Source organism: Janthinobacterium psychrotolerans (assembly GCF_001677885.1).
GTDB lineage: Bacteria > Pseudomonadota > Gammaproteobacteria > Burkholderiales > Burkholderiaceae_D > Janthinobacterium > Janthinobacterium psychrotolerans.
The window spans coordinates 296,705-322,662 of record NZ_LOCQ01000060.1; the positions used below are offsets into that span (position 1 = coordinate 296,705).

The 25,958-nt window shown below is 61.8% G+C and carries 27 protein-coding genes and 1 tRNA gene; 17 read left to right on the forward strand and 11 right to left on the reverse strand.

Annotation, left to right across the window (positions count from 1 at the left end; translation table 11 throughout):
* Positions 1 to 6 precede the first annotated feature (6 nt).
* Positions 7 to 1,239: an ATP-grasp domain-containing protein gene (locus tag ASR47_RS21505; RefSeq protein ID WP_245714439.1), complete on the forward strand. Its 1,233-nt coding sequence runs from the start codon at positions 7 to 9 to the stop codon at positions 1,237 to 1,239.
* Here ASR47_RS21505 and ASR47_RS21510 read toward each other — a convergent pair.
* Positions 1,236 to 2,168 carry a hypothetical protein gene (locus ASR47_RS21510; RefSeq protein WP_065309830.1) on the reverse strand — a complete coding sequence of 311 codons (933 nt, stop codon included), beginning with the start codon at positions 2,166 to 2,168 and terminating at the stop codon, positions 1,236 to 1,238. The two genes, ASR47_RS21505 and ASR47_RS21510, sit on opposite strands and share 4 nt — an antisense overlap.
* Before the next feature lie 63 nt (positions 2,169 to 2,231).
* Between ASR47_RS21510 and eutC the strand changes: the two genes are divergently transcribed.
* Positions 2,232 to 3,011 (forward strand): ethanolamine ammonia-lyase subunit EutC, encoded by a 780-nt coding sequence (eutC, locus tag ASR47_RS21515; RefSeq protein ID WP_065309831.1) that lies wholly within the window; start codon positions 2,232 to 2,234, stop codon positions 3,009 to 3,011.
* A gap of 15 nt (positions 3,012 to 3,026) precedes the next feature.
* Here the strand turns inward: eutC and tsaD are convergent, their stop codons facing one another.
* Complete coding sequence (gene tsaD, locus ASR47_RS21520) at positions 3,027 to 4,067, reverse strand: tRNA (adenosine(37)-N6)-threonylcarbamoyltransferase complex transferase subunit TsaD (RefSeq protein ID WP_065309832.1); 1,041 nt, start codon at positions 4,065 to 4,067, stop codon at positions 3,027 to 3,029.
* Positions 4,068 to 4,277: 210 nt separating this feature from the next.
* Between tsaD and ASR47_RS21525 the strand changes: the two genes are divergently transcribed.
* Positions 4,278 to 4,685: a nitrite reductase (NAD(P)H) small subunit gene (locus ASR47_RS21525; protein WP_065309968.1), complete on the forward strand. Its 408-nt coding sequence runs from the start codon at positions 4,278 to 4,280 to the stop codon at positions 4,683 to 4,685.
* 120 nt (positions 4,686 to 4,805) lie between these two features.
* On the opposite strand, the gene ASR47_RS21530 is transcribed toward ASR47_RS21525, so the two are convergent.
* On the reverse strand, positions 4,806 to 5,867 hold the full coding sequence (locus ASR47_RS21530; protein WP_065309833.1) for a 3-deoxy-7-phosphoheptulonate synthase: 1,062 nt from the start codon (positions 5,865 to 5,867) through the stop codon (positions 4,806 to 4,808).
* Between the two features lie 90 nt (positions 5,868 to 5,957).
* On the reverse strand, positions 5,958 to 6,632 hold the full coding sequence (locus ASR47_RS21535; RefSeq protein ID WP_065309834.1) for a hypothetical protein: 675 nt from the start codon (positions 6,630 to 6,632) through the stop codon (positions 5,958 to 5,960).
* 156 nt (positions 6,633 to 6,788) lie between these two features.
* Between ASR47_RS21535 and ybiB the strand changes: the two genes are divergently transcribed.
* From ybiB to ASR47_RS21570, 7 genes are all read left to right on the forward strand, one after another.
* Entirely contained in the window at positions 6,789 to 7,778 is a 990-nt protein-coding gene (gene ybiB / locus ASR47_RS21540) for a DNA-binding protein YbiB (protein ID WP_065309835.1), read from the forward strand.
* A gap of 91 nt (positions 7,779 to 7,869) precedes the next feature.
* A complete protein-coding gene (locus tag ASR47_RS21545; protein WP_065309836.1) occupies positions 7,870 to 9,084 on the forward strand; it encodes a BaiN/RdsA family NAD(P)/FAD-dependent oxidoreductase in 1,215 nt (404 codons plus the stop codon).
* A 192-nt stretch (positions 9,085 to 9,276) separates the two neighbouring features.
* The gene (gene rpsU, locus ASR47_RS21550) at positions 9,277 to 9,489 is read left to right on the forward strand and encodes a 30S ribosomal protein S21 (RefSeq protein WP_008451879.1); all 213 of its coding nucleotides are present in this window, start codon (positions 9,277 to 9,279) and stop codon (positions 9,487 to 9,489) included.
* A 181-nt stretch (positions 9,490 to 9,670) separates the two neighbouring features.
* Positions 9,671 to 10,123, forward strand: coding sequence for a GatB/YqeY domain-containing protein (locus ASR47_RS21555; RefSeq protein ID WP_065309837.1), 453 nt, complete (start codon positions 9,671 to 9,673; stop codon positions 10,121 to 10,123).
* A gap of 127 nt (positions 10,124 to 10,250) precedes the next feature.
* Entirely contained in the window at positions 10,251 to 12,047 is a 1,797-nt protein-coding gene (gene dnaG, locus ASR47_RS21560; protein WP_065309838.1) for a DNA primase, read from the forward strand.
* 347 nt (positions 12,048 to 12,394) lie between these two features.
* Positions 12,395 to 14,599: an RNA polymerase sigma factor RpoD gene (gene rpoD / locus ASR47_RS21565; protein ID WP_425402754.1), complete on the forward strand. Its 2,205-nt coding sequence runs from the start codon at positions 12,395 to 12,397 to the stop codon at positions 14,597 to 14,599.
* A gap of 108 nt (positions 14,600 to 14,707) precedes the next feature.
* Positions 14,708 to 14,786, forward strand: a tRNA-Ile gene (locus ASR47_RS21570).
* Positions 14,787 to 14,941: 155 nt separating this feature from the next.
* Here ASR47_RS21570 and ASR47_RS21575 read toward each other — a convergent pair.
* Positions 14,942 to 15,451: a hypothetical protein gene (locus ASR47_RS21575; RefSeq protein WP_150127911.1), complete on the reverse strand. Its 510-nt coding sequence runs from the start codon at positions 15,449 to 15,451 to the stop codon at positions 14,942 to 14,944.
* A gap of 246 nt (positions 15,452 to 15,697) precedes the next feature.
* Here ASR47_RS21575 and ASR47_RS21580 point away from each other — a divergent pair, with 246 nt between their 5' ends.
* The 4 genes from ASR47_RS21580 (at position 15,698) to ASR47_RS21595 (ending at position 17,312) form a co-directional block, all read left to right on the forward strand.
* Positions 15,698 to 16,033, forward strand: coding sequence for a DUF3396 domain-containing protein (locus ASR47_RS21580; RefSeq protein ID WP_150127912.1), 336 nt, complete (start codon positions 15,698 to 15,700; stop codon positions 16,031 to 16,033).
* A 337-nt stretch (positions 16,034 to 16,370) separates the two neighbouring features.
* Entirely contained in the window at positions 16,371 to 16,571 is a 201-nt protein-coding gene (locus ASR47_RS21585; RefSeq protein WP_065309842.1) for a type II toxin-antitoxin system VapB family antitoxin, read from the forward strand.
* Positions 16,571 to 16,954, forward strand: coding sequence for a type II toxin-antitoxin system VapC family toxin (locus ASR47_RS21590; RefSeq protein WP_065309843.1), 384 nt, complete (start codon positions 16,571 to 16,573; stop codon positions 16,952 to 16,954). Before ASR47_RS21585 ends, ASR47_RS21590 begins: the two co-directional genes overlap by 1 nt.
* A 22-nt stretch (positions 16,955 to 16,976) precedes the next feature.
* Complete coding sequence (locus ASR47_RS21595; RefSeq protein ID WP_065309844.1) at positions 16,977 to 17,312, forward strand: FKBP-type peptidyl-prolyl cis-trans isomerase; 336 nt, start codon at positions 16,977 to 16,979, stop codon at positions 17,310 to 17,312.
* A gap of 19 nt (positions 17,313 to 17,331) precedes the next feature.
* Here the strand turns inward: ASR47_RS21595 and ASR47_RS21600 are convergent, their stop codons facing one another.
* From ASR47_RS21600 to ASR47_RS26665, 6 genes are all read right to left on the reverse strand, one after another.
* The gene (locus ASR47_RS21600) at positions 17,332 to 17,739 is read right to left on the reverse strand and encodes a response regulator (protein ID WP_245714440.1); all 408 of its coding nucleotides are present in this window, start codon (positions 17,737 to 17,739) and stop codon (positions 17,332 to 17,334) included.
* Between the two features lie 9 nt (positions 17,740 to 17,748).
* On the reverse strand, positions 17,749 to 19,191 hold the full coding sequence (locus ASR47_RS21605; RefSeq protein ID WP_065309845.1) for an ATPase domain-containing protein: 1,443 nt from the start codon (positions 19,189 to 19,191) through the stop codon (positions 17,749 to 17,751).
* 172 nt (positions 19,192 to 19,363) lie between these two features.
* Positions 19,364 to 20,071 carry a YjjG family noncanonical pyrimidine nucleotidase gene (locus ASR47_RS21610; RefSeq protein ID WP_065309846.1) on the reverse strand — a complete coding sequence of 236 codons (708 nt, stop codon included), beginning with the start codon at positions 20,069 to 20,071 and terminating at the stop codon, positions 19,364 to 19,366.
* A 52-nt stretch (positions 20,072 to 20,123) separates the two neighbouring features.
* Complete coding sequence (locus ASR47_RS21615) at positions 20,124 to 20,615, reverse strand: DUF4265 domain-containing protein (RefSeq protein ID WP_065309847.1); 492 nt, start codon at positions 20,613 to 20,615, stop codon at positions 20,124 to 20,126.
* 100 nt (positions 20,616 to 20,715) lie between these two features.
* Complete coding sequence (locus tag ASR47_RS21620) at positions 20,716 to 21,435, reverse strand: Crp/Fnr family transcriptional regulator (RefSeq protein WP_082989101.1); 720 nt, start codon at positions 21,433 to 21,435, stop codon at positions 20,716 to 20,718.
* 372 nt (positions 21,436 to 21,807) lie between these two features.
* Positions 21,808 to 22,008 carry an oxidoreductase-like domain-containing protein gene (locus ASR47_RS26665; RefSeq protein ID WP_082989082.1) on the reverse strand — a complete coding sequence of 67 codons (201 nt, stop codon included), beginning with the start codon at positions 22,006 to 22,008 and terminating at the stop codon, positions 21,808 to 21,810.
* 348 nt (positions 22,009 to 22,356) lie between these two features.
* Between ASR47_RS26665 and ASR47_RS21625 the strand changes: the two genes are divergently transcribed.
* The 3 genes from ASR47_RS21625 to ASR47_RS21635 all read left to right on the forward strand — a co-directional run bounded on the left by ASR47_RS21625 (position 22,357) and on the right by ASR47_RS21635 (position 25,835).
* The gene (locus ASR47_RS21625) at positions 22,357 to 23,931 is read left to right on the forward strand and encodes a DEAD/DEAH box helicase (protein WP_171899010.1); all 1,575 of its coding nucleotides are present in this window, start codon (positions 22,357 to 22,359) and stop codon (positions 23,929 to 23,931) included.
* Positions 23,932 to 24,047: 116 nt separating this feature from the next.
* Positions 24,048 to 24,962, forward strand: coding sequence for a glycosyltransferase family 2 protein (locus ASR47_RS21630; RefSeq protein WP_082989083.1), 915 nt, complete (start codon positions 24,048 to 24,050; stop codon positions 24,960 to 24,962).
* Positions 24,963 to 25,052: 90 nt separating this feature from the next.
* A complete protein-coding gene (locus ASR47_RS21635; protein ID WP_065309850.1) occupies positions 25,053 to 25,835 on the forward strand; it encodes a glycosyltransferase in 783 nt (260 codons plus the stop codon).
* Positions 25,836 to 25,958: the final 123 nt, after the last annotated feature.

Genomic DNA, 25,958 nt, shown 5'->3' on the forward strand with positions numbered 1-25,958 from the left:
CGATTGATGAACGATTTGATGCAACAGGCCGCCACGCCGCATGCGCCGCTGATTGGCCTCGCGCCCCTGATGCGCATCGCCTTTTTGCAGCAGGACCTGGCGCCGCTGGGCGAAGCGCTGCTGGCGCGCGCCCAGGCGCATGCCGACGACGCCCACGCCTGGCTCGATTTTTCGACCGTGCTGCAACTGAAAGGCCAGCGCGAGCTGGCGCTGGCGGTACAGGCGCAGGCGATCGAGTTGCAGCAGTGGTACAGCCTGCCCGCGCAGGCGCCGCAGTCGGGCCCCGGGTTCAAGCTGCTGGTGGTGATGGGGCCGGGCGATTTGATGTCCAATACGCCGGTCGAATTTCTCGTCGAGCAGTCCGACGTGGCCATGGATTTGCTGTACCTGAGCGCCGACAGCCTGTTTCCCGAGGAAGTGCCCGAACACGACGTGCTGCTGGTGGCGGTGGCCGAGTCGGATGCCAATCAGCCTTTGCTGGCGCGCCTGGCCGCGTTTCTGTTCGAGTGGCCGCGCCCGGTGGTCAACCTGCCTGACCATATCATGCACACCTCGCGCGACGGCCTGTGCGCGCGGCTGCAGAGCGTGCCCGGCGTGGCCATGCCGCGCACCGCGCGCCTGGATCGTGCGCAGCTGCAGGCGCTTGCCGATGGCGCGCTGCAAATCGATGCACTGCTGCCGGGCGACGATTTTCCGCTGATCGTGCGCCCGCTCGGCTCGCACGCGGGCCACGACCTCGAACGCATGGACAGCGCCGCCGAGCTGCAGGCGTATTTGCACAAAGTCGACGCCGAACGCTTTTATATCGCCCGTTTTGTCGACTACCGCAACGATGATGGTCAATTCCGCAAATACCGCATCGCCCTGATCGATGGCCGGCCGTATATCTGCCACTTTGCCGTCTCGTCGCACTGGATGATCCATTACCTCAATGCGGGCATGGATGAAAGCGCGGTCAAGCGCGAGGAAGAAGCGCAGATCATGGCGCACTTTGACGAGCAATTCGCGCGCCGCCATGCGCAGGCTTTCGCCGCCATCGATGCGCGCATGGGCATGCCCTATCTCGGCATCGATTGCGCCGAAACGCGCGAGGGGGAACTGCTGGTGTTCGAGGCCGACAACGCCATGATCGTGCATGCGATGGATGCCGAGGACATGTATCCGTATAAACGGCCGGCCATGCACAAGGTGTTTGCGGCGTTTCGCGCCATGCTGGCCAGGGCCGCGACCGGCGCCTAGCCCAGCAGCCGCTCCAGCAGCGCGCGCTTGGCGGCGCTGCGCGGCGACTCCCAGTAGCCGTCGAACCGCAGCAGCAGTGCGCCATCGTGCTCGATGCGTATCGTCTGCGGCTTGCCCAGCATGACGGCGTGCACATAGCTGGCGAACGATTCGGCAAAGTCCTCGTGCACGCTGGTGGCCGCATACAGCGTCGCGAAGTTCGCGCCTTGCAGCTGTGCGTAAGCCTGCGCCATCTGGCTGCCCTGCATGCGCGCGCCATGGTAGTAGACGATATCGCCGCGTAAGGCAAACGCGTTCTGCGCCAGCGGCACCACCTTTTTTTCAGCATCGATCCGCCAGGCCAGCGGCAGGTAGTGATAATCGTCGGCGCCGCGCAGCGACTGCGCATCGAGCCACCAGTCGTGCAGCAGGTTGCGGCCGGCCGACAGCACATGGCCGAATTCATGCAGCAGCAGGTATTGCAGCGCGCCCTGGCGGTTGTCGTCTTCGGGCAGCGCAATCTGCGCGCTCAGCGTGTAAGCACCCTCCGGCGCGAACGGCGTATTTTCCTTCCATGTGGCCCAGGCATTGGCCGTGCGCGATTCGAACGCATCGACGTCGAGCGCCACCACTACGCCCAGGATCACGCCCTCGCCGCTGACGACGATATCGCTGATGGCGGAAGAGCCGAGCTGGCGCGCATGGCGCACGCCCAGCAGCACGCCGTCGAGCAGCGCCTGCACGGAGGCCGGCATGGCGGCGATGGCCGCGCGCACGTCTTCCTGGAAGCCGTCATCGACCTCGGTCGAGGACGGGCGCTGGGGCACGTCCATGGCGAGATTGACCTGCGTGACATGGGTGACGATTTCCTGCTGCGCCGGCCCCAGGCGCTCCAGCAGCGGCAAATCGTACAACTGTTCCCACTGCGCGGCATCGGCGGCGACAATCATGGCGTTCCCTGGTGTTATGCTGACGGGCAGTGTAGCAAGATTCCACCATCCCGGGAGCATGCCATGGCCAGCGATACCCCCGATACCGACGATCCCTGGCAAGTCTTGCGCCGCCATACGCGTGCGCGCATCGCGCAGGGGCGCAGTGGCGTGAGCATGCCAACGTCGCGCCAGCTGGCCTTCCAGCTGGCCCACGCGCAGGCGCGCGACGCGGTGCACCTGGAACTCGACGCGCAGGCGCTGGCGGCACGCGAGCCGGGCGGCATCGCCCTGCACAGCGCCGCCGCCACCCGCGCCATCTACCTGCAGCGACCCGACCTGGGACGCCGTCTCGACGACGCCTCGCGCCAGCGCCTGGGTGCGTGCCCGCAAAACACGGATCTGGCGCTGGTGGCCTGCGATGGCCTGTCGGCGCTGGCCATCGAACGCCATGCGGGGCCGTTCCTGGCGGCCCTGCGCGAGCGGCTGGCGCTCGAAGCGTGGACCGTATCGCCTCTGGTCATCGTGCAGCAGGGGCGGGTGGCGGCCGGTGACGAAGTGGGCGAATTATTGCAGGCGCGCGCCGTGCTGGTGCTGATCGGCGAGCGCCCGGGCCTCAGTTCCCCGGACAGCCTGGGCCTGTATCTGACCTGGGCACCCAGGGTAGGCCTGCTCGACGACCGCCGCAACTGCATCTCGAATGTGCGCCCGGAAGGCATGCCGTATGCGCAGGCGGCGTACCGGCTGCACTATCTGCTGTCGCAGGCGTTTGCGCGCCAGTTGTCGGGGGTGGGGCTGAAGGATGAGACGGTGGCGGAAGAGGGCGCGGCCCTGGCGGACGCGCGCAACTTCCTGCTGGAATGAATCCGATCTCGCGAGTTAAATCTCGCGAATCTCATCGAGCGCCCACCGCGGCCGCACATTGAACGCATAGTCGCGCTTGGCCGCGTCGGGGTTGATCTGCAGGCGCATGGCGCCGGCAAAGGCGATCATGGCGCCGTTATCGGTGCAGAACTCCAGTTCCGGGTAATACACCTTGAAGCGTTTTTTTGCCGCCGCCGCGTTGAGCGCGGCGCGCAGCTGGGCGTTGGCGCCCACGCCGCCGGCGATCACCAGCCGTTTCAATCCCGTATGCTTGAGGGCCGACACGCATTTGGCCGTCAGCACCTCGACGATGGCGTCGACAAAGCCGCGCGCGATATCGGCCTTGTCCTGTTCGCAGATATTGGCGATGACTTTTTCTTCGTGGTTCTTCACCACCGTCAGCACGGCCGTTTTCAGGCCTGAAAAACTGAAATTGAAGTCCTTCGAATGCATCATCGGGCGTGGCAGCTTGTACGCCAGCGGGTCGCCGAATTCGGCCAGGCGCGAAATGGCCGGTCCACCGGGGTAGCCCAGGCCCAGCAGCTTGGCCGACTTGTCGAACGCTTCGCCGGCCGCGTCGTCCAGGGTTTCGCCGAGCATGGTGTACTGGCCCACGCCATCGACACGCATCAGCTGCGTGTGGCCGCCCGACACCAGCAGGGCGATAAAGGGGAACTCGGGCGGCTCCGACGCCAGCAGCGGCGACAGCAGATGGCCTTCCAGGTGGTGAATGCCCAGCACCGGCTTGTCGATCGCCAGGCCCAGGCTGCAGGCGACGGAAGAACCGACCAGCAGCGCGCCGGCCAGGCCGGGGCCTTGGGTATAGGCGATGGCGTCGATCTCGGGCAGGGCAATGCCGGCCCTGGCCAGGGCTTCGTCGAGCAGCGGGATGGCGCGGCGGATATGGTCGCGCGAGGCCAGTTCCGGCACCACGCCGCCATACTGTTCGTGCATGGCGACCTGCGAATAGAGAGCATGCGACAGCAGGCCGCGGTCGGTGTCGTACAGGGCCAGGCCGGTTTCGTCACAGGAGGATTCGACGCCAAGAACAATCATGGAAGGTGCAAAGTAGGGGGAGTAATCCGCCATTGTAAAGGAAAGCGGCCTCGCCAGCCTGGCCGCCGGCGCACCATTTCGGCGGCAGTGTGCACTTGCGCAGTGCGCAAACGAGGGCTGCGCCACGCGACTTCCCCGTGCGGGCGGCGTTTCGGCACTGGCACCGCTCTTGCTTAGGGAACAGCTGTGCTTTTCTCACGGGAGCTTGTGATGCCAGAACAATGGAAGATGATATGCCGCCTGAAGGACATGCCTGTGGCGGGGCCGCGCATGGTGCAGCGCGGCCTGGCCTGGCAGGACCTGCCCGGCGTGGCGCTGTTTCGCGCGGCCGACGATACCGTCTATGCACTGCTCGACACGGTGCCCGGCCTGGGCGGCCCGCTGGCGCACGGCGTGCTGAGGGAGAAGAACCTGATCGGCCCGAAGAACAGCTGGATCATCGAACTCGATGCGGGCCGGCTGGTCGCGCCCGTGCAGGCCATGGCGCGCATGTACGCGGTGCGCCTGCTCGACGGGCGCATCTACCTGGACCTGAAGGAGCTCAATGTGCCGGCCAGCAAGGCCGAACAGGCGCTGGCCGGCTCGTTTGCGCTGCTGCCGCACGTGCAGATGGCGTGATATGGCTGGTGGAGGTGTCGGCTTACGCGCTGCGCGCTAAGCCGACCTACCCGACGTACGCGGATGAATTCGTAGGTCGGGTTAGGCGCAAAGCGCCGTAACCCGACAACCTCGCCGGAATTACTTCGGACGATTCAACAAATGCGCATGCGCGTCGCGCAGCATCGTCGCGGTGGTGTCCCAGTCGATGCAGCCGTCGGTCACCGAGCAGCCATAGGTCAGCTGCGACAGATCCTGCGGGATCTTCTGGTTGCCGCTGACGATGTTCGATTCGATCATCACGCCCACCAGCGAGCGGTTGCCCTGCACGATCTGGTGGATGACGTCGGCCATCACCAGCGGCTGCAGTTCCGGCTTCTTGTAGCTGTTCGCGTGCGAGCAGTCGACCACCAGGTTGGCCGGCAGCTTGGCCTTGGCCAGCGCCTGTTCGGCGATCGCGATCGACACCGAATCGTAGTTCGGACGGCCGTCGCCGCCGCGCAGCACCACGTGGCCATAGGCGTTGCCGCGCGTGCGCACGATCGACACATTGCCTTCGCCATTGATGCCCAGGAAGGAGTGCGGATGCGCCGACGACAGGATCGCGTTGACGGCGATGCTGATGTCGCCATCGGTGCCGTTCTTGAAGCCGACCGGCGTCGACAGGCCCGACGACATCTCGCGGTGGGTCTGCGATTCGGTGGTGCGCGCGCCGATCGCGGTCCAGGCGATCAGGTCGCCCAGGTATTGCGGCGAGATCGGGTCCAGCGCTTCGGTGGCGGTGGGCAGGCCCAGTTCGCACACGTCGAGCAGGAACTGGCGCGCCTTTTCCATGCCTTCGTTGACCTTGAACGAGTCGTCCATGTACGGGTCGTTGATATAGCCTTTCCAGCCGGTGGTGGTGCGCGGTTTTTCGAAATACACGCGCATCACCAGCAGCATCGTGTCCTTGACTTCCTCTTGCAGCGCTTTCAGGCGGCGCGCGTAATCGAGGCCGGCGACAGGGTCGTGGATCGAGCACGGGCCGACCACGACGAACAGGCGCTGGTCCTTGCGGTCGATGATGTCGCGCAGCGCTTCGCGGCCGCGGTTGACGGTGTCGAAGGCGCTGGCCGACAGTGGCAGTTTGGCGTGCAGTTCGGCCGGCGTGGGCATGGGCGCGAAGGAAGTGACGTTGATATTTTCGATGTCTGGCGTATTCATGATTCTGGCTGGGCTTTCACTATTGCATGCTTTAAGAGCCAATAGTGTAGCGGAAATGCGCCCTGGACAAAGATTGCCGGCCAAAAACGCTTACAGCCGAGTTGCTTTTTCTGCCGGGAACGCCAGGCGCGCCACGCGCTGGTGCTGGCCGGCAAGTTCCGGCGGCTGGTCCAGATTGGGGTGGCGGCGGAGATGCGCGAGGATCACTTCTTCATGCTCGGCGATCTGCTGGTCGAGGCAGGCGATCTGTTGCTGCAGCAAGGCATGCAGCGCCTGCTGGCCGGCCTGCAAGTGGCCGTCCAGCCGCGTCGCTTCCTGCCGGCGCACGGCCTGCACCGCTTGCAGGCGCTGCAGCCACAGCCGCAATTCCATATAGGCGGGCGGCGGCGGGGTCCAGCGCGGCGGCTGCGCGGCGGCCGCATAATGCGCCAGCAGGACGGCGCCCATGCCCTGTACGTCCAACCCATGGTCGCGCGCAAATTGTGCCAGTGCGGCCGGTGGCGCATCGCACACCTGCATGCCCATCAGCGCCAGGCTGCGCGCGGTGATGTCGCTGTGCGGCGCATCGAGGCGCAGGCACACGCGCAGGCCGGCGACGTCCACCTCGTTCTTCTGCAGCCAGCTGCGCAGCCAGCGGTAGCCGGCCATATCGTTTTCCAGCACCTTGCACAGCAGCGCGCCATCGCGCAGCAGCACCGCTTTCAGATGCAGCTTGCTCGTTTCGATGCCGACCACGGCCAGCTCCGGTTTGTTTGCGTATCCCATGATGATTCCTCCAGTACAACCATATACGCAGGCAGCGCGCAGCTGGATTCAACTGGGCGCAGGTGTTGTCGATTTACAACGCAAGCCCGCGTGGCCAGCGCTGTTATCACCGGTGCCGGCTGCGATAAGGTGCGCAAATCCGTGTAAGCTGGCGCCATGACTACCGTATCCATCCCCCATACCGACGTGGCCGGCGAGCCATTCCCCGCCGCCCGCTTTATCAAGGAAATCGGCCGCGGCAAGAATGGCGCACGCAGCATGACGCGCGACGACGCTTTTGCCCTGTACCGCGCCATGCTCGACGGCCGCGTGTCCGACCTGGAACTGGGCGGCATTTTATTGTCAATGCGCATCAAAGGCGAGTCGGTGGACGAGATCGCCGGTTTCCTTGAGGCTGCCGAAGCGTCGTTTGCACCGCTGCAGGCGCCACCTGCTGCGTATGCGCCGATTGTGATTCCCAGCTATAACGGCGCGCGCAAGATGGCCAATTTGACGGCCTTGCTGGCGCTGCTGCTGGCGCGCGCCGGCGCCCCGGTGCTGGTGCATGGCGTGACGCTGGACGTGGGCCGCATCACCACCGCCGAAGTGCTGGCCGCGCTGGGCATGCCGGCCTGCGACAGCCATGAGCAAGCGCAAGACGCCATGGCGCGCGGCGAGGTCGCCTTCATGCCGGTCGCCACCCTGGCGCCGAAGCTGGCCCGGATGCTGTCGCTGCGCCGCGTGCTGGGCGTGCGCAATTCCACCCATACCCTGGTCAAAATCATGCAGCCGTTTGCCGGCCCGGCACTGCGCCTGGTGTCGTACACGCACCCGGAATACCTGGAAATGCTCGGCGAATATTTCATCACGGCAGCGCCCGCTGGCCGCGGCGACGCCTTTCTGATGCGTGGCACGGAAGGCGAAACGGTGGCCAACGCCAACAAGGCGCAGCAGATCGACTGGTTCCATGGCAAGGAGCGCACGGTGCTGGTGGAAAAGCAGTTGCTGGTCGAACAGTTGCCCGACTTGCCTGTGGAACGCGACGCGGCCACCACGGCCGCCTGGATCCGGCGGGTACTGGCCGGCGAGATTGCCGTGCCGCCATCGATCGCCGAGCAGGTGGCGCATTGCCTGATGGCTGCAAGCAAGCTTGCGCAGGTCCGGTAGGTCGGCTTGGGCGAAGCCGTAAGCCGACAAGCCTCCACCACCGACCACCGTTTACAATGGCGCTTTGTAATCAGTGGTGACCGGAATTCTTATGGCAAAACAATTTGATGTGGCAGTGATCGGCGCGGGCGCGGCCGGCATGATGTGTGCGGCCGTGGCCGCCCAGCAGGGCAAGCGCGTGGTGGTGATCGATCATGCAAGCAAGCTGGCCGAAAAAATCCGCATCTCCGGTGGCGGGCGCTGCAATTTCACAAATATCCATGCCGGTCCCCAGCATTTTTTGTCGGACAATCCGCACTTCTGCAAGAGCGCGCTGTCGCGCTACACGCCGCAGGATTTCCTGGCGCTGGTGAAAAAACACCGCATTGGCTACCACGAGAAGCACAAGGGCCAGCAGTTCTGCAATGAGTCGGCCGAGCAGATCATCGAGATGCTCAAGGACGAGTGCGCTAGCGGCGACGTGCACTGGCGCATGCCGTGCAAGATCGGCAGCGTCGAACGCCGGGATGACGGCGGCTTCGTGCTGCAGACCGACAGCGGCGAGATCGAGGCGGCCAATGTGGTGATCGCCACCGGCGGCCTGTCGATTCCGAAGATCGGCGCCACCGATTTTGCCTACCGCATCGCCAGCCAGTTCGACCTGAAAATGGTCGAGCCGCGCCCGGCGCTGGTGCCGCTGACGTTCGACCCGTCCAGCTGGGCGCCGTTTGCCGAACTGTCGGGCATCGCGCTCGAAGTGGATGTGGAAACGGGCAGCCTGAAGGGGCGCAAGCCCACCGGCGCGCGTTTCCGTGAAGATTTGCTGTTCACCCATCGCGGCCTGTCCGGCCCGGCGATTCTGCAAATTTCCAGTTTCTGGCAGCCTGGCACGCCAATTATCATCAACCTGCTGCCGGAAGTGGACGTGGCGCAGACCCTGATCGAGGGCAAGGGCAGCCTGAAAAAGCAGTTGGGCAATATCGTCTCGCAATGGCTGCCCGAGCGCCTGGCCGACTGCCTGCTGGCCGTCAATGGGCTGGCGCCCGACGCCCGCATCGCCGACATGCCCGACGCGCAACTGCGCAAGCTGGGCCTGGCCATCAATGCCTGGTCCATCGTGCCGAACGGCTCGGAAGGCTACCGCAAGGCCGAGGTGACGCGCGGCGGCATCGATACGCGCGAGCTGTCGCAGCAGACCATGATGGCCAACAAGGTGCCGGGCCTGTATTTCATCGGCGAATCGGTCGATGTCACGGGCTGGCTGGGCGGCTACAATTTCCAGTGGGCCTGGGCTTCGGGCGTGGCCGCTGGGGTGGCGCTGCAATAAGCAGGATGAAACAGCTTGCGGTAGAATAAAGCTACGCCACAGCGCGTCCATTTATTTGCGTGGTTTACGCCACAGCCGCACGGCCTGCCAAGGCTGTATCCCAGGCGCAAGCAGGGAAGGGCTTTCCTTTTCCGATAAAAGCTGCTACTATCTACCTCTTCCTATACACCACCTCAACGGTTTGAATTTTACATGACCACTATTCGCCTTAAAGAAAACGAGCCGTTCGAAGTCGCAATGCGTCGCTTCAAACGCACCATCGAAAAAACGGGTCTGCTGACCGAATTGCGCGCACGCGAATTCTACGAAAAGCCAACAGCTGAGCGCAAGCGCAAGCTGGCAGCTGCTGTCAAGCGTCATTACAAACGCATCCGCAGCCAACAACTGCCGAAAAAATTATTCTAAGACTGTCCAGTCAGAACCAACCCGGGTAGTACGGCGCATTGTTCGCCACGGGTTTTGTTTTGATTCGCCTGGAGCGCCGCTCCAGATGAGTCGCATGCCCGCTCCGGTTCGCCGCGGCGGGTTTTCGCTTTTGTGGCCGGTACGCTTGCGCCGCCACCATCATTAATCAACGAGGATAGCCATGAGCTTGAAAGAACAAATTACCGAAGACATGAAAAATGCCATGCGCGCCAAGGAAACGGGCAAGCTGGGCACGATCCGCCTGCTGCTCGCTGAAATCAAGCGCAAGGAAGTCGACGAACGCATCGAGCTGACGGACGCGCACGTGACGGCCATCGTTGAAAAGATGATCAAGCAGCGCAAGGATTCGATCACCCAATTCGAAGCCGGTGGCCGCGCCGATCTGGCCGACATCGAAAAAGCCGAACTGGTGCATCTTGCCGGCTATATGCCTGCCGGCCTGTCGGACGAAGAAGTGGCCGCCGAAGTGACTGCCGCCGTGGCCGCCTCGGGCGCCGCCGGTCCGCAGGACATGGGCAAGGTCATGGCCATCGTCAAGCCGAAGCTGGCTGGCCGCGCCGACATGACCGTGGTCTCGGCGCTGGTGAAAAAAGCCTTGTCGCCAGCCGCATAAGCCACATCTTCAGTAACCACGGCTGCCGGCGTCCATGCTGGCAGCCGCAGCGCCACACGTTGACCTGGATCAACATCCGGCCGCGTGCGGTAGTATAGTCTGACCTATAACAAGACCGCCCTCGCCAGTGATACCACAATCTTTCATTTCCGATTTGCTCAACCGCGTCGACATCGTCGATGTCGTCGGGCGCTATGTGCAGCTGAAAAAAGGCGGCGCGAATTTCATGGGCTTGTGCCCGTTCCACAGTGAAAAATCGCCCAGCTTTACCGTCAGTCCCACCAAGCAGTTTTATCACTGCTTCGGCTGCGGCGCGCATGGCACCTCGATCGGCTTCCTGATCGAGTATTCGGGCATGGGCTTTGTCGACGCGGTCAAGGATCTGGCGCAAAACGTCGGCATGGTGGTGCCGGAAGCGGACGATAAAATCCCGCCGGCCCAGCGCGCGCAGATCCAGGCGCAAAGCCTGGCCTTGTCCGACGCCATGACGCAGGCCTGCGATTATTACCGCGGCCAGCTGCGCCACGCGCCCGACGCCATTGCCTACCTCAAGAATCGGGGCCTGACCGGCGAAGTGGCCGCTCGCTTCGGCATGGGCTACGCGCCGGGCGGCTGGGACAATCTGCGTTCCGTGTTTGCCGACTACGAAGTGCTGGCCCTGGTCGAGGCGGGCCTGGTGATCGACAAGGTCGACGAAGAGGGCAATAACCGCAAGCGCTACGACCGTTTCCGCGAACGCATCATGTTCCCGATCCGCAATACCAAGGGCCAGGTGATCGCCTTTGGCGGCCGCGTGCTCGACCATGGCGAACCGAAATACCTGAATTCTCCGGAAACCCCCTTGTTTTCCAAGGGTTTCGAACTATATGGTTTGTTCGAGGCGCGCCAGGCCATCCGCGACGCCGGCTATGTGCTGGTGACGGAAGGCTATATGGACGTGGTGGCGCTGGCGCAGATGGGCTTTCCGCAAGCGGTGGCCACGCTGGGCACGGCGTGCACGCCGACCCATGTGCAAAAACTGCTGCGCCAGACCGATAACGTGATTTTCAGCTTCGATGGCGACAAGGCCGGCCGCCGCGCCGCCCGCCGCGCGCTCGAAGCGAGCTTGCCGCATGTGTCGGACAACAAGACCATCAAATTCCTGTTCCTGCCGTCCGAACATGATCCGGACAGCTATATCCGGGAATTTGGCGCTGCGGGCTTCGAACAGCAGGTGCATGAAGCGATGCCGCTGTCGCAGTTCCTGTTGAAGGAAGTCGCGGGCGAGCACGATCTGTCGGAACCGGAAGGGCGCGCGCGTGTCCAATTCGACGCCAAGCCGCTGTTGCAACTGATGGCGCCGTCGTCCTTGCGTTTGCAGATCGTGCGTGGCCTGGCGCAACTGACGCAGTCGACGCCGGCCGAGATCGAAGCCTTGTTCGAGCTGGCCAAGCCGGTCGCCGTGGCGCGCCGCGCGCCGCCGAAATCGGGCCGCCCGGTGCCGGTAGGGCTGGAACTGAAGATCATGCGCATGCTGGTGGCCCATCCGCCCTTGAGCCTGCAGATCGACGAAGCGGCGCTGGCCGCCTTCCAGCATCTGGGGCCCGATGCGGCGCACAACCTGGGGCAGCTGGTGGGCGTGGGGCAGGCGCTGGGCGAGCACGGCAGTTTTGCCGCGCTGGCCCAGCAATTGAAGGAGCTGGGCAGCGAGTACGACGAGATCATCGGTGAAATCGCCGCCGGCAGCGAATCGGATTATGACAGCGAGCAATCGTGGCTGGTCAGCACCATCCGCGAGATCAAGCTGAACGCCCTGAAGGCGGAACTGCAGCAATTGTTTGCGTCGGGTTTGCCATCGGAGAAAATTGGTGTACGCTACCGCGAAATCATGCAGGAGCAGGGCGAGCTGGAACGCCAGCGCGATGCGGAGTTGGTGAATAGGTAATGTTTCCCGTTGGACATTGTGCGGACTGGAAAAACATTTTTCGCGTGCTATAATCAAATGCTAAGTATTGTGTGCTTTGGCAAGCTCGTTCTGATCGTAAATAGTGTTTGTTTTCAGTAAGTTAGGCTCTTGATCGGCGCAGGAATATTGCGTTTCCCGCAGGTCGTGGCCGATGAGGTGTAAGTAACGTAACAGTGTCGAGCCTGGGTTGTCGGCAGGTTCGAAGATGGTGGCTTCCGTCGAGACGCGGGAGCTGGCAGCAAACTTTATCCTAATCCACCGTAAAGCAAGTCGTTGTGTAATCGAAAGCGCCTGTGCCAATCAAGAAACCCGAATCCAAAGCGGCTGTGAAGCCCACTAAAGTTACCACGAAAGCCGAAAAGGCGCTGGACCGGCCCGAAACCCGGGTCATCAGCGCGCCCGTGGTGAGCCAGACCACCGATGCCGCCACCCTGGCGGCCATCGATACATCCGGCTATGTCTTGCCCTCGGTAAAAGTACCAGGCCGCCGCGGCCGCAAGCCAAAAGAATTCCAGCCAGAAAATGACGAAGTCGCCGCGCTGAACGCCGTCGAGCGGGCCGAACTGAAAGCTGTCGACAAGGCCAAGGCCAAGGACCGCAAGGCGAAGGAGCGCGCGCTGCTGAAAGACGCGTTCTCGTCGGACACCGAAGCGAGCGAGGAAGAGCTCGAGCGCCGGCGCCAGAAACTCAAGACCCTGATCAAGTTCGGCAAGGAACGCGGCTTCCTCACCTACGCCGAGATCAACGATCACCTGCCTGAAAACATTGTCGATCCGGAAGCCATCGAAGGCATTATCGGCACCTTCAACGACATGGGCATCGCCGTCTACGAGCACGCGCCGGACGCCGAAAGTCTGCTGCTGACGGACAATGTTGCCGTCGTCACCAGCGATGACGAGGCGGAAGCGGCGGCCGAGGCCGCGCTGTCGACGGTCGACTCCGACTTTGGCCGCACCACCGACCCGGTGCGCATGTATATGCGCGAGATGGGTTCGGTCGAGTTGCTGACGCGCGAAGGCGAAATCGAAATCGCCAAGCGCATCGAAGACGGCCTGAAAGACATGATACAGGCCATCTCGGCCTGCCCGGTGACGATCGCCGAGATCATCGCCGCCGCCGACCGCATCGCCAGCGACGAGACCAAGATCGACGAGATCGTCGACGGCCTGGTCGATGACAACGAGCCGGTGGTCGCACCGGTGGTCGCCGCCCCTGTCGAAGAAGACGAGGAAGAGGCCGAAGAGGAAGAAGAGGAAGAGGGCGAAGAGGAAGAAGCGAGCGCGTCGGGCGCCGCCGGTTTCTCGGCCGAGCAGCTCGAAACCCTGAAACGCACGGCGCTGGAAAAATTCGCCGTGATTTCCCAGCAATTCGACAAGATGCGCCGCGCCTTTGAAAAAGAAGGCTACAACTCCAAGCCCTACGCCAAGGCGCAGGAAGCGATCTCGCAGGAACTGCTGGGCATCCGCTTTACCGCCAAGGTGGTGGAAAAGCTGTGCGACACCCTGCGTGGCCAGGTCGATGAAGTGCGCCATATCGAGAAACAGATTCTCGACGTGGCCGTCAACCGCTGCGGCATGCCGCGCGCACACTTCATCAAGGTCTTCCCGGGCAATGAAACCAATCTCGACTGGGTCGATGGCGAAGTCAACGCAGGACATGCCTACAGCGCCATCCTGGGCCGCAATATTCCGACCGTCAAGGAACTGCAGCAACGCCTGATCGACCTGCAGGCGCGCGTGGTGCTGCCGCTGCCGGACCTGCGCAACATCAACCGCCAGATGGCGGCCGGTGAAATGAAGGCGCGCAAGGCCAAGCGTGAAATGACGGAAGCCAACTTGCGCCTGGTGATCTCGATCGCCAAGAAATACACCAACCGCGGCCTGCAATTCCTCGATCTGATCCAGGAAGGCAATATCGGCCTGATGAAGGCGGTCGACAAGTTCGAATACCGCCGCGGCTACAAGTTCTCGACCTACGCCACCTGGTGGATACGCCAGGCGATTACCCGCTCGATCGCCGACCAGGCGCGCACGATCCGTATTCCCGTGCACATGATCGAGACGATCAACAAGATGAACCGCATCTCGCGCCAGATCCTGCAGGAAACAGGCGCCGAACCCGATCCGGCCACCCTGGCGATCAAGATGGAAATGCCCGAGGACAAGATCCGCAAGATCATGAAGATCGCCAAGGAACCGATCTCGATGGAAACGCCGATCGGCGACGACGACGATTCCCACCTGGGCGATTTCATCGAGGACAACAACACCCTGGCCCCCGCCGACGCCGCCCTGCACGCCTCAATGCGCGGCGTGGTGAAGGACGTGCTCGATTCCTTGACGCCGCGCGAAGCAAAAGTGCTGCGCATGCGTTTCGGCATCGAAATGTCCACCGACCACACCCTGGAAGAAGTCGGCAAGCAATTCGACGTCACGCGCGAGCGCATCCGTCAGATTGAAGCCAAGGCGCTGCGCAAGCTGCGCCACCCCTCGCGCTCCGACAAGCTGAAAAGCTTCTTGGAAGGCAATTAATGGCCCGTCAGGGCTTGACGTAGGCGGCGGTTCCCCCTATGCTCGCGTGTCCGTTTCACAACGGCCACGCGAGGCAGGGTTCAACGCCCGCCATGCCAGCACCACCCCGGGCCTCTAGCTCATGCTTGGTTAGAGCAGCGGACTCATAATCCGTTGGTGCCGTGTTCGACTCACGGGAGGCCCACCAGAATTTGCAGCATCAGATCAAGCCCCGGCGCGTAAGTGCTGGGGTTTTTTATAGGCAGAACAAGCATCGCCAGCTTTTGTCGTGCGCAAGTCCGGCCAACTGTCGTTGCACGTGTTCGACTAGCTGACCTGACGCTTGTTTTCCTCAATCACTGTTCACGGAGTATGCCCGGTACTGTCCGATACCGTGGCATAGATCAGGATGTTCCTGGCTCCCTGACAGGCCAGGCCAGCGACCGGCCTGCCGGACTTCCTCAGCACTGCTTCGACACTGCGACAACGTGGCGCCATCTTCGCGTCAATAGTCCGGTTTTTATATTGATTTAAAAATGCATGGAAATCGCTGTCCAGCCATGGTCGAGCTGATTCCGGTGCAATCCATGCTGTTGTAGTCAACGGGGGAAATGAGGTGAAGGTTTTCGATCCTTCCGGCTCAATCTCCGCCACCAGGGTCAGGTAATCGGTTGGCCCGGGAATTCCGCCTGTATATTCCGGCGTGCCGAATATTTCCCATGTCACTTGCTTTACCGGGAAATCCATTACGATCAGATGATTGAACGCGGTGACATCCTGCGATGGCTCGGGCTGCTTGTGGCTGTCACAGCTCGTGAGCAGGAGCATGGACACCACACAAGCGATCATGGTTCTATTTTTTCTTGCTGACATGTTCAATCCTGTTGGATGACAATTCTGCGATGGTAGTGCGGGCTCGGTACAGTACCGAAAACTAACGACAAGAAAGCATGAGCACATTACAGGAACTCGACCATCTTTTGCCAGACTAGCATTACGTGGACGACGACCGCATCGTGTTGACCGTCGCGCCGCGTGCCACTTTTTATTTCTGGCAGGGGCACTCCGTGGCCAGGCGCGATGCCCTGGTGGAATGCGTCGAGGCTTATGAACAGGCTTATGGCGTGGGAGCTGGCGTGGGCTTTCGATGTTGAACGGCACCGGGCGGTGCCCATCGATAAAATGCCGCCGATACGGCAACGTGTACAAGCAATGACGCAAGACGATCAGGTAAAGTGGTATGCCTCGTCGGACGATGACGAGACGGCAGCGTGCTATCGCATCAACGCGCTGCTTCGCCCGCTGAGAAATGGCGCTTTCGCCTCCATGGGTTTTGCTTCAGGCAATGGCGAGCTGCGCTTCGATGGTTGCACCTCCGATCTGTGGATACGCCGGCTGGACAGTCCCGATGTCTGGCCCCCAAGGGCGTTTGCAGACTTGCCCCGCACCCTGTAGGAAAGCCCGCCGGCAACAAGCTGCCAGTCAAAACGGAAGACGTCTGCGTGGCGCATGGCCGCTACCGCCACCCCGGGTACGGCCCCATGCAGGACGAGGATGACGCAGCGCCGCAGGTGGTCTTGCTGCCTGGCGCTATCGCCCCTTGCTGGCTGCAACTCGGCCCGCATGGTGAGTATCTCGGCTGCGAGGCTGTGGCGCGGGAATGAATGTCGGCGCTATGACCGATCAGAACAACAAGCAATTTACGAGTTGCCTGGTCAGTGCGAACGCACGTGCTTGTATTGATGCGGTATTTGATGCAAAATAACATCAGATATTGAATCAGGGAGCAGCCGTGAGAACCACCGTGACGATCGACGACGACCTTTATAACAAGGCCCTGGAAATGGCCGATCCAGCCATGGACAAGGCTGATCTTTTTCGAGAAGCGATCAAGACCTTCGTGCGCGTGCAGGCAGCCAAGCGATTGGCTGCGCTGGGTTCGGCAGCGCCGGATATGCCTGACGTGCCGCGGCGCCAGGCGGAGCGTGTCTGATGAGTGGCGTACTGGTCGATACTTCGGTATGGATAGGCCACTTTCGTGATCGAAACGTCGTGCTTGAAACATTGCTGCAGCACGATCAGGCATTGACGCATCCGATGGTCATCGGAGAACTCGCCTGTGGCACGCCTCCCGCGCCACGCGCACAAACGCTGGGCGATTTTGACTTGCTGCCGGTGGTACAGCAAGCGGGCCTGCGCGAAACCATGGCTTTTATCGAGCGTGAATCGTTGTATGGCCTGGGCTGCGGGTTGATTGACATGGTACTGCTCGCATCGACCTTGATGACGCCTGGGGCAACCTTATGGACGCTCGGCAAGCATCTGTCCGAACTGGCACGCCGTTACGGTGTGTTGTATCGCGTGCCGGTGCATTAAAGCATCCCGGATAAAGAACAACATGACAACCGAACTGAAAATCGAAGACATCATCATCGGCACCGGCAAGGCCGCCGGACGCGGCGCGCTGGTCACGGCCCACTATCGCGGCTGGCTGCAAGATGGCACAGAGTTTGATTCCTCGCATCAACGGGGCGAGCCGTTCAAATGCGTGCTGAGCAATAACAAGGTGATACAGGGCTGGATACTGGGCCTCAAAGGCATGCAGGCCGGGGGCAGGCGCAAGCTGTGGGTGCCGGCGCATCTGGCCTATGGCGAGCGGCAGGTGGGATTGATACCGCCAAACGCCGATTTGACGTTCGAAGTTGAATTGCTGGAAGTGCTGACGCGCGATTAGCGGTCGCCGAGCGTGTCCATCATTCCTGCGCGCGGCCCTTGAGCAGCAGGCGCCTTACTTCCTTGATCAGCTTGTCGATCGGCACGGGTTTCCTGAAAAAGCTGTCGTAGGGAATCGACGCATGGTCGCGCACGATGCCGGCGCTGCACAGGATGAAGGGGATGGGCTGCAGTTGCTCGTCGTCGCGCCAGGCGCGGCACAGCTCGGCGCCGTCCATCGACGGCATCATGAAATCGGAGACGACGATGGCCGGTTGCTCGAGCGCGGCGGCGGCCAGGGCCAGGCGGCCGTTGGCGGCGGTGGCCACGCGAAAGCCGCTGTATTCGAACAGCATGGTGTAGGTCGACAGGATGTCGAACTCGTCGTCGACGAGCAGGACCAGCTTGGCATCCGGCGGGGCGTCCATCATCGCAGTGTGATCGCTCATGATGGTACGCTACAGCGCAATGTCGGGCACGACCGGGCCGGCGACGGGCGCTTTGACCGACATGCCATGATCGTTGATGAACAGCACGTGGTTGGCCGCGTCGTAGCTGTTTTCGCGCAGCTTGAGCACGCCGATCTGGCGCCGGTTGATGCCGTTGACATCGACGAAGCGCAGCAGGATGATGTTTTCGAACAGCATCGATGCCGACATGTCGCCATGCAACTGGTCCTGGCCGAAATACGGCAGTTCCTGCGTGAAGAAGGTGGTCACATTGCTGCAGCGCAGTTCGTTGACAAAGGCCGCCAGGAAAGAGCGCGAGCGGCCCTTGTGGACGATGATGTCACGCAGGCCGTCGATGCCGTCGACCAGCAGGCGCGTCACGGCGCGTTCTGCGATATTGCGCAGCACCTGCTGCGCCAGGCTGTCGACCAGCACTTCCAGCGGCGGATGCCAGATGATTTGCAGGGCGCCACTGTCATGATAGGGCTGCAGGTCGATGCCGACGCTGGCGGCTTTTTCGATCAGCCGCGAGGGTGACTCATAAAAACCGGCGATCAGGCAGCGCTCGCCGCGCTGCAGGCCTTCGAGGATAAAGTGCAATCCCATCAGCGTCTTGCCGACGCCAGGGTTGCCCAGCAGCGCCGTGGTCGAACCCTTGGCGATGCCGCCCAGGGTCAGCTCATCGATGCCCTGGATGCCAAAGCCCATGCGTTGCTGCGAAATGCCGGGCGCCGCGCCCGAGGTCGAGCTGATCGCTTCGAGACGCGGGTACAGCACCAGGCCGTCTTCACCCACTTCGAACACATGGCGGCCCAGCAAATGCTTGCTGCCGCGCAGCTTGAAGACCTTGATTTCACGGATCAGCTGCAAGCCATGCTCGAACTGGCTCAGTTCGATCAGACCGTCGACCAGGGTGTTTTCCGAGTCCGCCACATTGCCTTCGGTCGGCGACAGCAAAAAGGTGGTGCAGCGCATGGTCGATACCAGCGAGTTCAGCGAGAGCATGAATTCCGACAGCGCCACATCGGACGGTTTGGCGTCGCGCACGGTGCGAAAACCGTCGATGATCATGATGTCGGGCCGCTGTTCGGCCAGGGTCGCGGCGATGGACTTGAGCAGTTCGCGCAGGCCGCCCTTGAGCAGGTCCGGGTAGGCGCCGATAAACAGGATGCGCTCGCCAACCAGGCTTTCGTCGAAGAAGGAAAAGCTGCTCAGGTGGTTGAGCATCTTGTCGTGGGTTTCCGCGATCAGGGTCAGTATCAGCACCTTCTTGCCCTGGTGCGCATGGTGAAAACCGATCTGGCAGGCCAGCGTGGTCTTGCCGCTGCCGGCCAGGCCCTGGATCAGGTACAGGCTGTGCGCCGGGAAGCCGCCACCAAGAATACGATCCATGCCGGCCACGCCGGTATTTAACAGGGGAATGCGCGCTACCGGGTTGTTTCTGGTGGTCATGTCAATCTCATCATGGGCTACGGGCCGTGTAGCGGTCTGGCGCGCACCAAGCGCTGGGCTGTGGCGCTTTTAAAAGGCAGGCAGTCTTGCAATCTTGCCTTGGCGATTATAGCAAGCCAGGCGCGGTCTTACCGTACGGCTGCCAACATAGATGAAAGCAGGGTTGGCGCTGTCATGGCGCCACCAGGTCCAGGCTTTTCAGTGCGGCAACAATCTCGCGCAGGCTGGCCACTTCGCAGGTCGGCGACGCCGCCGAGGTGTTGGCAAGCTGTTGCGGGTTGTACCAGCAGCTGTCGATGCCGTAGCGGTTGGCGCCGAGGATGTCGGCGTCCAGGCGGTCGCCGATCATGATGGCCTGGGCCTTGTCAAACGGCCTGGCCAGCTTGGCGGCATACTCGAAAAAGCGCAGGTCGGGCTTGGCGTGGCCGGCCGCTTCCGAGGTGGCGACAAAGGAAATATGCGGCTGCAGGCCCGAGCTGGCAATGCGGCGGTTCTGGATCGCGTCGACGCCGTTGGTGAGGATGCCGACCTCGCCCATCGCCGCCAGGGTCGCGCACAGTTCGACCGCGCCGTCGATCAGCACCACGGTGTCGGACAGCGATTCGAGGTAGAGGCGGCTGGCCAGTTCGGCGTCCAGCACCAGGCCGGCTGCCAGGAAGGTTTGGCGGAAACGCTCGACCTTGAGGAAGTGCTGGGTGACGGTGCCTTGCTCGAAGGCGCGCCACAGCGCCACATTGATCGGCTGGTAGTGGGCAAACAGCGCCTCGGTGGCGCCGGCCACGCCCAGCGCATGCATGGTGCGGACAAAGGACAGGTTTTCGGACGCCTTGAAGTCAAGCAGGGTGTCGTCCAGGTCGAACAGGAACAAAGTGTGTTTCATGGGCAGGCATGGCGAAGTCAATCTTGCATCCTAGCATGAAGGCTTTTTGTGTTCAGGCCGTCAACCACCAGTCCAGCAGGGTTTCGTCGTCGTCATCGTCGAGGTTGGCGTAGATATTGGCGAAATACCATTCCACGCCGGTAGCTTCGCGGAAGGCGTCGAACGGGCCGTTGACGTTGTAGATGCCATGCCGGCCCGGCACGCTGAAGGTCAGGTTGCCCTCGAACTGGCCGTCCAGGGTGCCGCCCAGCTGTTGCTGGACTTCGCGTTCAAGTTTTGCCACGGCCTCGTCCGCTACCTGGTCGGCATAGATCTGGATGCAGAAGTTGCCGCCGCGTTTGAGCACTTCGGCGGGGGCGGTGGCGTCCCTGATGCTGACGATGTCGCCGCGCGCCAGGTTCAGGGTCAGGCCGGGCGAGGCCAGCAGTTCGTAGACGTCGTCGTCGATCTGGCGCGCGGGCAGCGATTCGTAGACGGGGCCGTTTTCGTTTTCGCCGGCCAGCACGCGGATATGCGGCAAGTCCTCGCAGTTGAAGTCGTCCATGGTGCCTTTCTTGAGTAAGGCGTAATTGTACAGGCGAAAAAAAGGCACGCCATGGCGTGCCGAGAAGGAGAGGTGCGGAGACAGCGCTGCTGCGTGAGAATCAGTTGTAGGCGCTGATGCTGCTGCGGAACTGTTCGAAACCGGCGCGCGCGGCTTTGTAGCAATTGCCGGCGGCCACTTCCAGGCCGGCGCGGTCCAGCACTTCGACGGTGCCGCGGCGGTACTGGATCAGGCCTTCGTCCTGCAGCTTGCGGGCCGTAACGGTGATGCTTTCGCGGCGCACACCCAGCATGTTGGCCATGGTGTCCTGCGTGACTTTCAATTCATTCGACAGCGAGCGGTCCAGGCGGTCGAGCAGCCAGCGGCACAGTTTCTGTTCGATGCTGCAGTGGCGGCCGCCGACGACGTTCTGGGCCATCTGGGCAAACATGGCGCTGGTGTAGCGCATCAGCAATTGGGCCAGGGCGCCGCCTTCGTTGAAGACTTCACGCAAGAAGGCCGTTTTCAGACGGTAGCCGTAGCCCGCGCTTTGCACGACAGCGGTGCAGGTGGCGCGCTCGGCTTCGTACAAGGTCACGCCAGCGACACCTTCACGGCCGACCACGGCGATCTCGGTGGTGGCGCCGTCTTCCATCACATACAGCAGAGAGACGATGGCGTTGGTCGGGAAGTAGGTGTATTCGATCTTGTCGCCGAAGTCGAACAGGTGCTTGCCGGCAGGCAGGGCCACCAGTTCAAGCTGGCAGAACAGGCGTTCCAGGTCGGTGCGCGACAGGGCACGCAGCAGTTCGTTCTGCTGTGCGCCGGTGATGCTGATCATGGGCGAGGCGGGGGCTTTGGCGGGGGCTGCGCTCCAGTCGCGGTTGGCGGTGGTGCTGGTCACGGCTGGGGACAGGTTGCTGTAAGCTTTGTACATGATATGGCCTCGTCTTCTGATCTTGTTGATTGGCGTTATTGCTGTTCGTTATTGCTGTTGTTTGTGCTGCTGCGTATTGTTGACTGCGTTGTATTCTGCAATGACTCCACTATAGGACGATGGTGCGGCCGGCGGCATCGGATGAGCCGACGCGCTTATGTAGGTTAGGAACATTGCCCCGTGTCATCCCATTCCTACGTCGTCAAATTGCAGGCGTGACAAGGCCAGCCGCAGGCCGCGGTGGCCTGCAGCCAGAGTGAACGTTGCAGTAATCAGTCAGGAAGGGTGGTGCTGGCGTGCTCGCTTCGCAGGCGGCTGGCGCTGTTCCCAGGCGCGCAGCTGGTCCCGGTAGCTGGCCAGTTCTTCCTGGTACATATCGAGGATGCAATAGGTGCAGCCGCTTTGGCAGCACTCATTGTCGCCTGGCCTGACAGGCGCTGGCGGCGGCGGATCGTGTGGAGTGGAGGGGCTGGACATGGTGGGGGCGAGAGGTGCGATGGCCGCCATCCTACAGCATCGCGCGCCATCGTTACAGCGGCGGTTTTTGCCGGTAAATCACGGTTTCCGTGTACAGTTGCACTGAATTAGGGTATCGTTTACAGCACTGATATTGTATCTTCTGCGCGCGATGTTCCGCCGGCGCGATCTCCGCCGCCATCGTGCGCACACCTCCCAGACGCTCCCGCACTCGCCGCACAGCCTGCCTCGGAGCACAGAGGTGTCGCAAGAACAATCGTCCGGCGTGCAAGACGACGCTGCTGCGCCCTGAAATGTTGTTTATTGAGAAAGCATGGCTTCCGCAGTGCGGAGGCACACCAGAAAACTATGTCTGAAACCGAAACGACTCCTACGCCCGATCCGGCGATTATCCCAGCCGCGGCGCCTGTCGCCGCCACCGAAGCTCCTGCCGTTCCCGCTGTTACCGCCACGCCTGCTGTCACTCCCGCTCCCACGATTGCCGCTCCCGCCTTCAGCTTTGCCGATTTCGGCCTGGCGCCCGATATCCTGCGCGCGCTGACCGAGCAGGGCTACACGCATCCGACGCCGATCCAGGAACAGGCCATTCCGGTGGTGCTGCAAGGGCGCGACGTGATGGGCGCCGCGCAGACCGGTACCGGCAAGACGGCCGGCTTCTCGCTGCCGATCATCCAGTTGCTGCTGGCTCATGCCAGCGGCAGCATGTCGCCGGCGCGCCACCCGGTGCGCGCGCTGATCCTGACCCCCACGCGCGAGCTGGCGGTGCAGGTGGCGGAAAACGTCAAGGCCTACGCCAAGCACACGCCGCTGCGCTCGACCGTGGTGTTCGGCGGCATGGACATGAAGCCGCAAACCGTGATCCTGCGCGGCGGCGTGGAAATCGTCATCGCCACCCCGGGCCGCCTGCTCGACCATATCGAGCAGAAGAACATCAGCCTGGGCCAGGTGCAGATGCTGGTGATGGACGAAGCCGACCGCATGCTGGACATGGGCTTTTTGCCAGACTTGCAGCGCATCATCAACTTGCTGCCGAAACAGCGCCAGAACCTGATGTTCTCTGCCACCTTCTCGCCGGAAATCAAGAAGCTGGCAGCGACTTTCCTCAACGATCCGCTGACGATCGAAGTGGCGCGCAGCAACCAGACCGCCGACAAGGTCACGCAAGTGGTCTATAAAGTGCCGGAAGACCAGAAGCACGCACTGGTGGCGCACTTGCTGCGCCAGCGCGACCTGAAACAGGTGATCGTGTTTTCGAACACCAAAATCGGCGCCTCGCGCCTGGCGCGCGTGCTGGAACAGGAAGGCATGAGCGCCACCGCGATTCATGGCGACAAGAGCCAGCAGGAGCGCATGGCCGCACTCGAAGCGTTCAAGAAGGGCGAGATCGACGTGCTGGTGGCCACCGACGTGGCCGCGCGCGGCCTCGACATTTCCGACCTGCCATGCGTGATCAATTTCGACTTGCCCTATAACGCCGAAGACTATGTGCACCGCATCGGCCGCACCGGCCGCGCCGGCGCTTCGGGCGACGCCATCTCGATCTATTCCGACAAGGACGAGCGCCTGCTGGCCGATATCGAAAAGCTGATCAAGCAGACCGTCAAGCGCGGCGAACTGGGCGGCTTCTCGCCGGCGCCGTCGCGCTCGCCCGACAGCGACCGCGAACGCCGTCCGCCGCGCCGCACCGAAGGCGACGCACGCCCACCGCGCAGCGCCGGCGACAGCGATGTGCGCTCCTCAAGCCGTCCGCCGGAGCGCGGCAGCCGTCCCTCTTTTGGTCCCGGCGCACGCCGCGAGAAGGTCGATCCGTGGTTCCTCAAGCCGTATGAGCCGGCCAAGGCGGCGCCAGCGGCGGCGGTCAATGCCCCGGTCAGCAAGCCCAAGCCAAAATTGGCAGCCCTGCTCGGTGGCTTGAGCAAATAATCATCGCAGCGGCACCGTTGACGGCCATCAATCACGTTCCTCATCGCATCATAGCCAGGCGCTGATCGGGTGCAGGTGGATAGCCTGCTGCCGGTGTTCGCGCTTGGAGTGGTTTCATGAATAATATTTGCTCTGGCAAAATGGATGTGGTGGCGATTGTAGTGACCTACAATCCGCTCCTGGCCAATGTCTGGCGCCTGACGGCCGCTCTGGCTGCCCAGGTTGACAAGATCATCGTGGTCGACAACGGCAGCGCCAATATTGCCCAGTTGCGCGCCGGCTGCGAAAACTTGCCGCAGATCGAACTGCTGGCGCTGACGCGGAACATGGGCATCGCCTACGCGCAAAATGCGGGGAACGACTGCGCGCGCAAGGCGGGGGCGCAGTACCTGATTTATTTCGACCAGGACAGCGTTATCACGGCGCAGTTTGTGGCGCCGTTGAAAGCGGCGTTTCTTTCCTTGTCCAGCACCTGCCGGGTTGCCCTGGTTGCGCCTGTCTTCAAGGATGAAAAAAAGGATTTCTTTTATCCGCTGGTATGGTTCAACCGATACGGCACACGCCGAAAAACGGTGCCAACTGGCAAAGAAACAAACCCCATTCCGGTGTCGATCGCCATTTCATCGGGTTCGTTTACCAGCATGGCGGTGATGGATGATGTCGGCGCCATGCGCAGCGACTTTTTTATTGACTATGTCGATATTGAATGGTGCTTGCGGGCGGTGCATGCGGGTTATGTTTTATTTGCCATTCCGGCGGTGTGCATGCTGCATTCGATCGGTGACCGGTCGATTCCTTTCCTGAAATGGCGCCTGGCGATTCATTCGGAATGGCGTCGTTATTACCGCATCCGCAATGGTTTTTTATTGCTGCGCCTGCCTCATGTGCCGAAACTGCTCGCGCTGCGCGAAGTCGTGGTGAATCTGGTGCATCAGTTTATTCTGATCGTGACGCAGAATAACAGGCAGTTGCAGCTGAAATATCTGTGGCGTGGCGTGCGCGACGGTCTTTGCGCGCTGCGGCGAACCTGAGCGGCGCACCGCACGCCTGACAACGCCATCGCCTCGACCGCATCGAGAGCGCCCGGCTTCACTTCTGTTTTTATCACTGGATTTTGCTTTATGAGTTGTCAGGAATTTTCGCTGTCGATTGTCAGTCACGGCCATCAGGCTTACATCGTGCCATTGTTGCATCAACTGGCGGCCCTGGAAGTGCACAACTTCGAAGTCATCCTCACGCTCAACATCATTGAAGAGCTGGCGATTGACCTCGAGGCCCTGCCTTTCAAAGTGTATCTGATTGTAAATCCGTCACCGCAGGGTTTTGCCGCCAACCATAATGCTGCCTTCATGTTGTCAAATGGTGATCATTTCGTCGTGTTAAATCCCGACATACGGCTGATTGACAATCCTTTTCCGGCGCTGCTGGCCATGGTGGAGCAGTCGTCATCGGCTATTTGTGCGCCGCTGATCGTTACCGCCACTGGTACGATCGAGGATAGTGCCCGTAATTTTCCATCGCCTTATCATCTCGTGCGCAGAATCGTCGGGCGCCTGTTGAATCTGCCGCGGCCGCGTGAAAAGGTGCCGCAGGTGGGCTCCTTGCTGGCGCCCGACTGGGCTGCCGGGATGTTTCTATTGGTGCCGCGCGCTATTTATACGGCGCTGCATGGTTTTAGCGAGCGTTATTTTTTATATTTTGAAGATGTTGATTTTTGTGCGCGCGCGCGCCTCGCAGGATTTGAAGTCCTGGTCAATACCGAGATACGCGTGATTCATGAAGCCCAGCGCGACAGCCATCGTCAATTGCGGTACATGCTGTGGCATCTGGGCAGCGCGATGAAATTTTTTGCTTCCACTGTGTATATCAAGATTCTGATGCGGCGCATTTTCGGGAGGCGGTGAGTATCCCGGTCTTTACTGTGTTGCTATCGCCGCCAATATGCCAGGGTCGTTAAAAGACGGCGGATGCGATACAATCTACCAAATTATTGATGCTAAAGTAAAAACTTTTTTGGCTGGTGCGGT